Source organism: Dactylosporangium sp. NPDC000555, assembly GCF_040300025.1.
Classification (GTDB): Bacteria; Actinomycetota; Actinomycetes; order Mycobacteriales; family Micromonosporaceae; genus Dactylosporangium.
Window position 1 is genome coordinate 1 of record NZ_JBEPDB010000151.1, and the last position, 9,571, is coordinate 9,571.

The window sequence follows — 9,571 nt, forward strand, 5'->3', positions numbered from 1 at the left end:
GGAGGGCCTCGCCTGGGGCGCCGCCGCGGTGAGCCTGCCCGGCAGCCGCATGCCCGGCCCGTCCGACCTGATCCGCCACAACGTCACCATCCGCCCACGGCCGGACGAGCTCCGCCCATTGCCGCGTTCCGGTCAGCCCTCCTGAAGGAGACACCCCCGTGACGTCCTACACACCTGAGGTCACCGGCTCGGGCTTGCGAGCCTCCGTGCAACGCGTCGGCGGCTACCTCGCGTCGATGGTCATGCCGAACATCGGCGCGTTCATCGCCTGGGGTCTCATCACCGCGCTGTTCATCCCGACCGGCTGGCTGCCCAACGCGCACATCGCGGAGCTGGTCGGCCCGATGATCAAGATCCTGCTGCCGCTGCTCATCGGCTACACCGGTGGCCGCCTGGTGCACGGCCAGCGCGGCGCGGTGGTCGGCGCGGTCGCCACGATGGGCATCGTGATCGGCGCCGACGTGCCGATGTTCCTCGGCGCGATGCTCATCGGCCCGCTGACCGCGTACCTGCTCAAGCTGTGGGACGGCCGCATCGAGAACCGCGTCCGCCCCGGCTTCGAGATGCTCGTGGACAACTTCAGCGCCGGCATCATCGGCGGCGCGATGGCCGTCGGCGGCCTCTACGGCATCGGCCCCGTCGTGCAGTGGCTCACCAGGCAGGCCGGCCACGGCGTGGACTGGCTCGTCGGGCACGACGCGCTGCCGCTCACCTCGCTCGTGGTCGAGCCGGCCAAGGTGCTCTTCCTCAACAACGCGATCAACCACGGCGTGCTCGGGCCGCTGGGCGTCGCCGAGGCGGCCGAGAAGGGCAAGTCGGTCCTGTTCATGATCGAGTCGAACCCGGGCCCGGGCCTCGGCCTGCTGCTCGCGTTCTTCCTGTTCGGCCCCCGCTCGCTGCGCCCCAGCGCCCCGGCCGCGATCATCGTGCAGTTCCTCGGCGGCATCCACGAGATCTACTTCCCGTACGTGCTCATGAAGCCGAAGCTGATCCTCGCCATGATCTGCGGCGGCGCCGCCGGCGTCGGCACGTTCATGATCACCGGCGCCGGCCTCGTCGCCACCCCGTCGCCGGGCAGCATCTTCGCCTACATGGCGGTCACCCCGAAGGGCGGCCACTTCGGTGTGCTCCTCGGCATCGTCATCGCCGCCGCGGTCACCTTCGCCGTCGCGTCGGTCCTGCTCGGGTTCGGCCGCGGGGAGCCCGCCGAGGAGGCGACCGGACCGGACGAGGAGACGATCGTGAACCCCGACGAGACCCACGACGCGGCGGTCAAGCTCAGCCGCCAGGAGGCGTGAGACATGCCCAGCATCAGCGGTACCGACATCAAGAAGATCGTCGTTGCCTGCGACGCCGGCATGGGCAGCAGCGTCATGCTGGCCGGCCAGCTCAAGCGGCAACTGGCCAGGAACGCGGTGACCGTGCAGCACACGCCGGTCAACTCGATCCCGGCCGACGCCGACGTCGTGCTGTGCCACAAGGGCCTCGCCGCCCGGGCGCGGGTCAGCGCCCCCGACAAGGTCATCATCCCGTTCCAGGTGTTCATCGGCGACCCCGCGGTCACCAAGGTCGTCGACGCCGTGCAGCGCGGCGGTGAGCTCAGTGGGTGACCTGCTCGCCCGCGACGCGATCCGGCTCGACGAGCGGGCCGGATCGCGCGACGAGGCGATCCGCCGCTGCGGCGCCGTGCTCGTCGAGGTCGGCGCGGTCGGCCCGGCGTACGTCGAGGCGATGCTCGACCGCGAGCGCGGCGTCTCCACCTACATCGGCGAGGGCGTGGCCATCCCGCACGGCACGCTGCACAGCAAGGAGACCGTGCTGCGCGACGCGCTCGCCGTGCTGCGCTTCCCCGACGGCGTCGACTGGGACGGGCAGGACGTGCGGGTCTGCGTGGCGATCGCCGCCGCCGGCGACGGGCACCTGGACATCCTGGCCCAGCTCGCCGAGATCCTGATGGACCCCGACCAGGCCGCCCGGCTGCGCGACGCGACCGAGCCGGCGCACGTGCTCGACCTGCTAGTGATGGAGCGATCGTGAGAGTAGTGCGGTTCCACGCCCCCGGCGACGTGCGCATCGAGGAGGCGCCCGAGCCCGTGCCGGGCCCCGCTGACGTGAAGATCCGGGTGCGGGCGTGCTCGACGTGCGGTACCGACGTGAAGATCTTGAATTTCGGACACCACCACATCGTCCCGCCGCGGGTGATGGGGCACGAGATCGCCGGCGAGGTCGTCGAGGTCGGCGGCGACGTGACCGGATGGGCGCCCGGCGACCGGGTCCAGGTGATCGCCGCGATCCCGTGCGGCCGGTGCGCCGAGTGCCGCCGCGGCCGGATGACCGTGTGCCCCAACCAGGTGTCGATGGGGTACCACTTCGACGGCGGCTTCGCCGAGTACATGGTCGTACCGCACAACGTGCTCGACGTCGACGGCCTCAACCGCATCCCCGACGGCCTGAGCTTCGCCGAGGCCTCCGTCGCCGAGCCGCTCGCGTGCGTGCTCAACGGGCAGAGCCTCGCCGCGGTGGGCGAGGGCGACGACGTGGTCGTGATGGGCTCCGGCCCGATCGGCTGCCTGCACGTACGCCTGGCCCGGGCCCGCGGCGCCGCCCGCGTGTTCCTGGTCGACCTCAACCGCGAGCGCCTCGACCTGGCCGCCGGTCTCGTGCGGCCGGACGCGGCCATCCGCGCCGCGGAGACCGACGTGGTCGACGCCATCCTCGAGTTCACCGGCGGCCGCGGCGCCGACGTCGTCATCACCGCCGCCGCGGCGGGAGCCGCCCAGGAGCAGGCGGTGCGGATGGCCGCCCGGCAGGGCCGGATCAGCTTCTTCGGCGGCCTGCCCAAGGACAAGCCGGTCATCGCACTGGACGCCAACCTGGTGCACTACCGGGAGCTGAGCATCGTCGGGGCCAACGGCTCCAGCCCGCGGCACAACAAGGACGCGCTGCGGCTCATCGCCGGCGGCGCCGTGCCCGTCGCCGACCTCATCACCCACCGGCTGCCGCTGGACCGCGCGCTCGACGCCTTTGGCATCGTCGCCCGCGGCGAGGCGATCAAGGTCACCGTCGAACCCTAGGAGGTCAGTCGTGCCCGAAAGGACCGTCGTCGTCGGCTCGGCCAGCGGCCTGCACGCCCGCCCCGCCGCCCTGTTCGTCGCCGCCGCGGCGAAGCAGACCGTGCCGGTGACGATCCGCACGGAAACCTCGAAGAAGCCGGTGCCGGCCCGTAGCATGCTTGGAGTGCTCTCCCTCGGCGCCAAGTGGGGCACGCCGGTGACCCTCGAGGCCTCCGGCGACGGGGCCGCCGCGGCGCTCGACGAGCTCGCCGAGCTGCTCGCCCGCGACCTGGACGCCCCCGATGCGTGAGCTGCGCGGAATCGGGGTGAGCCCGGGCCGCGCCGCAGGCCCGGTGCTGCACCTCGCGCCGCCGCCGTCGCTGCCGTCGCCGCCCGCGCAGGTCGATGCCGAGGCGGAGAAGGATTCGGTACGCCGGGCAGTCGCCCTCGTCGCCGCGGAGCTGACCCGCCGCGCCGACGCCGCCGTGGAGGACACGGCCGCCGAGGTGCTCCGCGCGCAGGTGCTCATGGCCACCGACGAGACCCTCACCGACGCCGCCGACGCGGCGATCGAGGCGGGCTCGGCGGCGCCGCACGCCCTCGCCGCGGTCCTGGCCGAGCACCGGGCCGCGTTCGAGGCGGCCGGTGGATACCTCGCCGAGCGCGTCGGCGACCTCGACGACCTGCGCGACCGCCTGGTCGCGGCCTGCCTGGGCGTGCCGATGCCGGGCGTGCCGTCGCCCGGCCACCCGTTCATCCTCGTCGCGCGGGACCTGGCGCCCGCGGACACGGCCGGCCTGGACCCGTCGGTGGTGCTGGGCCTGGTCACCGCCGAGGGCGGGCCGACGAGCCACACCGCGATCCTGGCCCGGACGCTGGGCATCCCGGCGGTCGTGCGCTGCACCGGAATCTCGCAGCTCGCCGATGCGGTGGTCGTGGCGCTCGACGGCGGGACCGGTGCGGTGTCGGTCGGCGTGCCGGACGGCGAGGCGGCATCGGTCAACGCGGCCGCCGCGCGGCTGCGGACGACACGGGCGGCGTCGCGGGGGCCGGGCCGTACGGCCGACGGCCACCCCGTCGCGCTGCTGGCCAACATCGGCGGCGCCCGTGACCTGACCGGCGACGTCGAGGGCGTCGGGCTGTTCCGCACCGAGCTGCTGTATCTCGACCGGACCCACCCGCCCGGCGAGCGGGAACAGGTCGAGGCGTACGCCGCGGTCTTCTCGGCCCTGCCCGGCCGCAAGGTCGTCGTGCGCACGCTCGACGCCGGCGCCGACAAGCCGCTGCCGTTCCTGCGGCTGGCCGGCGAGCCCAACCCGGCGCTGGGCGTGCGCGGCCTGCGGGTGGCCCGGCGCGCGCCGGAGGTGCTGAGCACGCAGCTGTCCGCGATCGCCACGGCGGCCGCCGCCACCGACGCTGACGTGTGGGTGATGGCGCCGATGGTCGCCACGCCCGCCGAGGCCGCCGAGTTCGCCGCCGCCTGCCGCGCGCACGGCCTGCCCACGGCCGGCGTGATGATCGAGGTCCCGGCGGCCGCCCTGCGCGCCCCGGCGATCCTGCGCGACGTGGACTTCCTGAGCATCGGGACCAACGACCTCAGCCAGTACACCTTCGCCGCCGACCGCATGTGCGGCGACCTCGCGGAGCTGCTCGACCCGTGGCAGCCGGCCCTCATCGCGCTCATCGCCGCGTGCGCTGCGGCCGGCACCGAGGCCGGCAAGCCGGTCGGCGTGTGCGGCGAGGCGGCGGCCGACCCGGACTTCGCCCTGGTCCTGACCGGCCTGGGCGTGTCGAGCCTGTCGATGGCGCCGCGCAGCATCCCGGCGGTGCGGGAGGCCCTGGCGGCGCACACCGTGGCGGAGTGCCGCCAGATCGCGAAGGCCGCGCTGGCCGCCGACACCCCGCGGGCCGCCCGCGGCGCCGCCGGGCGCGGCGCCGCCGGCTGATCACCGCGCGGGGCGGTCCTTCTTGGGGAGCTTGGAGACGACCCAGCGGTAGGACTCGTCGACGGCCTCGAGGATCTCGTCGTCGGGGATCGCACCGCCGAGGCGCAGGGTGTTCCAGCCGGACCGGCCGATGTACGCCATGGCCGTAGCGTCCTCGGGGTAGCGGTGCAGCCACTCGTCGGCGGCCTCGCGGCTGGGCGCGCACTTCACGCCGACCGTGCCGGCCCCCATGAAGGCGAAGATCCTCGGGCCGACCTTCGCCACGACGTTGCCCTCCCACGGCTCGTCCGGCCAGGCGCCGGGCTTGCCGAGGCAGTGCGCGATGAGCTCATCCCGGGTCATGGTCGCCGACGGTACCGCAGAACGGCCGCCCTGGGCTCGGTGAGCGCGCGGGGAGCATGGGAGCGCTCTCGGGGCCGGCCCGTGGCATCAGCCGGCCCCGACGGGTTAGTTCCGCCGGTTTCGGGTTAGTCCAAACGTCATCCGACCGGAAGGGGGTCGTCATGGTCCGACCCATCTCAGATCTCGCGGGCCACCCGGATATTGTCGAGCTGCGTGCACGGTACGACCAGCTGGCGGAGACGCCCGCCGCGCGCATCACCGACGGCGTCCTGGCGCTCACCGGGCTCTACCTGGCGATCAGCCCGTGGGTGGTGGGCTTTACGCCCTTCGCGTTCAACCTGACCGTCAACAACCTGATCTGCGGCATCGCGGTGGCCCTCCTGGCCAGCGGCTTCGCCGTCGCCTACGGCCGCACGCACAGCCTGGCGTGGCTGCCGGTGGTGGTGGGCGTCTGGACGATCATCACGCCGTGGGTCATCCTGCGTGGGTTCGCCACGGGCGGCATCATCGCCAACAACATCGTGGTCGGTGCGATCATGATCGTTCTCGGCCTCGTGGCGATGCGACCCGCCATGGTGGCCCGCGGGCGGCAGGGCGGCCGGTACACCGGTCGCGGCGGCGCAGGGGCCGGCGAGCCGACCCCCGGCACGCCACGGTGACCCTTCCGGCTGGGCCCGCGCCGCGGGCTCAGCCGGGCTCGCCGTCGATGCGCCGGCGCGGCGGGAGCCGGGAAGCCCGCCCGTCCGTTGCGCGCGCCGCGTCCCGTCATGGCAACGTATGCGGTATGTCCGTCCATCCCCGCGCAGGGCAGCCCGCGCAGCGCTCCGACCTCGTCGACGTGCCGCGGCTCATCACCAGTTACTACGCCGTGCATCCCGACCCGGCCGACCCCGCCCAGCAGGTCGCCTTCGGCACCTCCGGTCACCGCGGTTCGAGCCTGCGCGGCTCGTTCAACGAGGACCACATCGTCGCGACCAGCCAGGCGATCTGCGACTACCGGGCGAGTCAGGGGTACACCGGCCCGCTCTTCCTCGGCCGGGACACCCATGCCCTGTCGGAGCCGGCGACGGTCAGCGCACTGGAGGTGTTCGCCGCCAACGACGTCACCGTGCTCATCGACAGCCGCGACGGGTACACACCCACGCCGGCGGTGTCGCACGCGATCCTCGCCAACCGCCACCGCGGCGCCGACGGCGTCGTCGTCACCCCGTCGCACAACCCGCCGGAGGACGGCGGTTTCAAGTACAACCCGCCCAACGGCGGTCCGGCCGACACCGACGTGACGAAGTGGATCCAGGACCGGGCCAACGAGCTGCTGCGGGCGGGCCTGAAGGAGGTGCGCCGAGTTTCCTACGCGCGCGCCCTGGACGCGCCGGGCACGCAGCGCTTCGACTTCCTCGCCGGCTACGCCGACGACCTCGGCTCGGTCATCGACATGGCCGCCGTCGGCGCGGCCGGGATTCGCATCGGCGCCGACCCGCTGGGCGGGGCGAGTGTGTCGTACTGGGCGTACATCGCCGATCGGTACAAGCTGGACCTGTCCGTGGTCAACCCGGTCGTCGACCCCACGTTCGGGTTCATGACGCTCGACTGGGACGGCAAGATCCGCATGGACTGCTCGTCGCCGAACGCGATGGCCTCGCTCATCGGCCGGCGCGGCGACTATCAGGTGGCCACCGGCAACGACGCGGACGCGGACCGGCACGGGATCGTGACCCCCGACGCGGGGCTGATGAACCCCAACCACTTCCTCGCCGTCGCCATCGACTACCTCTACCGCAACCGCGACGGCTGGCCGGCCGCCGCCGCGATCGGCAAGACCCTGGTGTCGTCCTCGATGATCGACCGGGTCGCGTCCGATCTCGGCCGGACCCTGGTCGAGGTCCCGGTCGGGTTCAAGTGGTTCGTGCCGGGCCTGCTCGACGGTTCGGTCGCCTTCGGCGGCGAGGAGAGCGCCGGCGCGTCGTTCCTGCGCCGCGACGGTTCGGTGTGGACCACCGACAAGGACGGCATCCTGCTGTGCCTGCTCGCCTCGGAGATCCTCGCCCGTACCGGGCGCACCCCGAGCGAGCACTACCGCGATCTGGTCGCCCGGCACGGCGAGCCGGCCTACGCCCGCGTCGACGTCGCCTCCACCCGCGAGGAGAAGGCGGTCCTCGGCCGGCTCTCGCCCGAGCAGGTGGGCGCGACCAGCCTCGCCGGCGAGCCGATCACGGCGAAACTGACCGCGGCCCCGGGCAACGGGGCCGCGATCGGCGGACTCAAGGTCGTCACGGAGTCGGGCTGGTTCGCCGCCCGGCCCTCGGGCACCGAGGACGTGTACAAGGTCTACGCGGAGTCGTTCCGGGGCCCGGAGCACCTGGCGCGCATCCAGGACGAGGCCCGCGGAGTCGTGTCGGCCGCGCTGCGCGGCTGACGGGCGGGACGCTCAGGCCACCGCCCGATCCTGGGTGGTGGCCTGACGGGCGCCGGAGGCGTGGGTGTTGGGGCGCTTGAACGCCCGCTGCAGCTGCACGACGATCGACCAGGTCACCTCGGCGACCGGCCGGGCGCCGTTGACCTGGATCAGCAGCTCGCGCTGGGCGTAGTAGTCCAGCAGCGGCCGGGTCTTCTCCTCATACACCTTGATCCGGCGCCGCACCACGTCCTCGGTGTCGTCGGCGCCGCGGGCCCGGGCCAGCAGGCGGCGGATGAGCTCGTCCTCGGGCACATCGAGGTGCACCGCGATCTGTACGCCGACGCCCAGGTGACCGGCGATGCGATACGCGGTCTCGGCCTGCTCCACCGTGCGCGGGAACCCGTCGAGCACGTAGCCACCGGTGTCGTTGGCGGCCACGACCGGTTTGCGCAGCATGTCCATGATGATCGAGTCGGGGACCAGCTCGCCCTTGTTGACGATGTCCTCAACGGTCCGCCCGATCGTGGTGCTCTGGGCGATGTGCCGGCGCAATAGGTCGCCGCTGGCGATGTGCGTGATCCCGAACTGTTTGGCGATCGAGTCAGCCTGGGTGCCTTTACCGGCGCCCGGCGCCCCCACCATCAGAATCCGCTTCGACCGCGGTGCCGCCGACTGCATCGTCATTTGCACACCCTTTCGCATGCCTACTCATCGGCCGGCCGCCGATGGTCCAGCATCGCATCCCGATCCGGTGTGGGCGCTGTGGGACACGTGTGAATTTGTCCATTCCCGGCTGTGAACCTGGAAAGTCCACCAGCCGGGAATGCCCGCGCGTCTGGCGGTGTTGAGCTTCTACCGGGTGCCGAGCAGGTCGACGACGAAGACCAGCGTCTCGCCCGGCTTGATGACGCCGCCGGCGCCACGGTCGCCGTAGCCCAGGTGCGGCGGGATGACCAGCTTGCGCCGCCCGCCGACGCGCATTCCGGCCACGCCCCGGTCCCAGCCGGCGATGACCTGACCCCGGCCGAGGCCGAAGTCGAACGAGCCGCCCCGGTTCCACGAGGCGTCGAACTCGCGGCCGGTCGACAGTGCAACTCCCACATAGTGGACGCTCACCTGCTGACCGGGCGCGGCCTCCGGGCCGTCGCCCACGGTGATGTCCTCGATCACGAGGTCGGCCGGGGGCGGGCCGTCGGGCAGGGTCACTTCGGGCTTGCTCAGCGCCATGCGCTTGACTCCTTCGTTACGAAACGTCGCCTCCATCCTGCCCCATGACGTCGTACCGCCGGCGCACGCATCCCGTCCGGGCAGCGTTCCGGCCGGCGACGGCCGCTTCTGGCGCGACGTGCGCCACCGGCTTCGCGTTCGCCGTCGTGCTCGCGCGCCGCCGGCGCACTCTCGCCGACCCGCTGCTGGACCCTGTGCCTGCTCGGTGACCGCGCGTTCGCCACGGCCCACGGCGGCATGTTCACCGGCACGCTCGATCGCCGCCGCGTTTCGTGATCCAGAAATCTCGGCACGGGGCCGATGGTCGCCCTGGCCGCACTGGGATCGCGCTCGGCCTTGTCCCGCCGGATCGCGCTGGAGCCGCCGCGCGTGCAACGAGGTCGGCGGCGAGTTCGGGTACACCCTCGGCACGGTCGCCTGCCGCGCCGTGGTCGACCTCGCCGCCCGCTGCGGCGCGGCGTGGTCGCGCTGGCCGCGCAGCCGGCCGGTGTGGGGCGGGAGACGCCTGCCGCCCGGGACACGGTGACCTCGCCGCCCCGCTTCTGGCCGTGCTGGCCCTGCGAATGCTGCGCCGCCCGCCCCGCCGCGCCGTCCGCGCAGCCGGC

General features: G+C 73.1%; 11 protein-coding genes. 8 read left to right on the forward strand and 3 right to left on the reverse strand.

Features of this window, described 5'->3' with window-relative positions; genetic code table 11:
- The first annotated feature begins 158 nt into the window (after nucleotides 1–158).
- Genes mtlA through ptsP form a run of 6 tightly spaced genes read left to right on the forward strand, consistent with a single transcriptional unit; the run spans nucleotide 159 to nucleotide 4,999 of the window.
- Entirely contained in the window at nucleotides 159–1,298 is a 1,140-nt protein-coding gene (gene mtlA / locus ABT297_RS41680; protein ID WP_350559266.1) for a mannitol-specific PTS transporter subunit IIC, read from the forward strand.
- A 3-nt stretch (nucleotides 1,299–1,301) separates the two neighbouring features.
- Entirely contained in the window at nucleotides 1,302–1,610 is a 309-nt protein-coding gene (locus tag ABT297_RS41685) for a PTS sugar transporter subunit IIBC family protein (protein WP_350559269.1), read from the forward strand.
- Nucleotides 1,603–2,037 carry a PTS mannitol transporter subunit IIA gene (locus ABT297_RS41690; protein WP_350559272.1) on the forward strand — a complete coding sequence of 145 codons (435 nt, stop codon included), beginning with the start codon at nucleotides 1,603–1,605 and terminating at the stop codon, nucleotides 2,035–2,037. The genes ABT297_RS41685 and ABT297_RS41690 overlap by 8 nt, the downstream gene beginning before the upstream one ends.
- Nucleotides 2,034–3,074: a zinc-dependent dehydrogenase gene (locus ABT297_RS41695; RefSeq protein WP_350559275.1), complete on the forward strand. Its 1,041-nt coding sequence runs from the start codon at nucleotides 2,034–2,036 to the stop codon at nucleotides 3,072–3,074. The genes ABT297_RS41690 and ABT297_RS41695 overlap by 4 nt, the downstream gene beginning before the upstream one ends.
- Nucleotides 3,075–3,084: 10 nt before the next feature.
- Complete coding sequence (locus ABT297_RS41700; RefSeq protein ID WP_350559278.1) at nucleotides 3,085–3,363, forward strand: HPr family phosphocarrier protein; 279 nt, start codon at nucleotides 3,085–3,087, stop codon at nucleotides 3,361–3,363.
- The gene (gene ptsP / locus ABT297_RS41705) at nucleotides 3,356–4,999 is read left to right on the forward strand and encodes a phosphoenolpyruvate--protein phosphotransferase (RefSeq protein ID WP_350559281.1); all 1,644 of its coding nucleotides are present in this window, start codon (nucleotides 3,356–3,358) and stop codon (nucleotides 4,997–4,999) included. The genes ABT297_RS41700 and ptsP overlap by 8 nt, the downstream gene beginning before the upstream one ends.
- Here the strand turns inward: ptsP and ABT297_RS41710 are convergent, their stop codons facing one another.
- Nucleotides 5,000–5,341: an MmcQ/YjbR family DNA-binding protein gene (locus ABT297_RS41710; RefSeq protein WP_350559284.1), complete on the reverse strand. Its 342-nt coding sequence runs from the start codon at nucleotides 5,339–5,341 to the stop codon at nucleotides 5,000–5,002. It abuts the gene before it with no gap.
- A 161-nt stretch (nucleotides 5,342–5,502) separates the two neighbouring features.
- Here ABT297_RS41710 and ABT297_RS41715 point away from each other — a divergent pair, with 161 nt between their 5' ends.
- Nucleotides 5,503–6,000 carry an SPW repeat protein gene (locus ABT297_RS41715; protein WP_350559287.1) on the forward strand — a complete coding sequence of 166 codons (498 nt, stop codon included), beginning with the start codon at nucleotides 5,503–5,505 and terminating at the stop codon, nucleotides 5,998–6,000.
- A gap of 125 nt (nucleotides 6,001–6,125) precedes the next feature.
- Complete coding sequence (gene pgm / locus ABT297_RS41720) at nucleotides 6,126–7,757, forward strand: phosphoglucomutase (alpha-D-glucose-1,6-bisphosphate-dependent) (protein WP_350559290.1); 1,632 nt, start codon at nucleotides 6,126–6,128, stop codon at nucleotides 7,755–7,757.
- A gap of 12 nt (nucleotides 7,758–7,769) precedes the next feature.
- On the opposite strand, the gene ABT297_RS41725 is transcribed toward pgm, so the two are convergent.
- Both ABT297_RS41725 and ABT297_RS41730 read right to left on the reverse strand, forming a co-directional pair.
- Nucleotides 7,770–8,423, reverse strand: a complete 654-nt coding sequence (locus ABT297_RS41725) for an adenylate kinase (protein WP_350559293.1) — start codon at nucleotides 8,421–8,423, stop codon at nucleotides 7,770–7,772.
- 168 nt (nucleotides 8,424–8,591) lie between these two features.
- Nucleotides 8,592–8,966, reverse strand: coding sequence for an FKBP-type peptidyl-prolyl cis-trans isomerase (locus ABT297_RS41730; RefSeq protein WP_350559296.1), 375 nt, complete (start codon nucleotides 8,964–8,966; stop codon nucleotides 8,592–8,594).
- Between the last annotated feature and the right edge of the window lie 605 nt (nucleotides 8,967–9,571).

What these genes read in the sequence shown, in the direction of transcription:
- ABT297_RS41685 (WP_350559269.1), top strand. Translation starts at nt 1,302, where the DNA reads ATGCCCAGCATCAGCGGTACCGACATCAAGAAGATCGTCGTTGCCTGC.
- ptsP (WP_350559281.1), top strand. Translation starts at nt 3,356, where the DNA reads ATGCGTGAGCTGCGCGGAATCGGGGTGAGCCCGGGCCGCGCCGCAGGC.
- ABT297_RS41710 (WP_350559284.1), bottom strand. Translation starts at nt 5,341, where the DNA reads ATGACCCGGGATGAGCTCATCGCGCACTGCCTCGGCAAGCCCGGCGCC.
- ABT297_RS41715 (WP_350559287.1), top strand. Translation starts at nt 5,503, where the DNA reads ATGGTCCGACCCATCTCAGATCTCGCGGGCCACCCGGATATTGTCGAG.
- pgm (WP_350559290.1), top strand. Translation starts at nt 6,126, where the DNA reads ATGTCCGTCCATCCCCGCGCAGGGCAGCCCGCGCAGCGCTCCGACCTC.
- ABT297_RS41725 (WP_350559293.1), bottom strand. Translation starts at nt 8,423, where the DNA reads ATGACGATGCAGTCGGCGGCACCGCGGTCGAAGCGGATTCTGATGGTG.
- ABT297_RS41730 (WP_350559296.1), bottom strand. Translation starts at nt 8,966, where the DNA reads ATGGCGCTGAGCAAGCCCGAAGTGACCCTGCCCGACGGCCCGCCCCCG.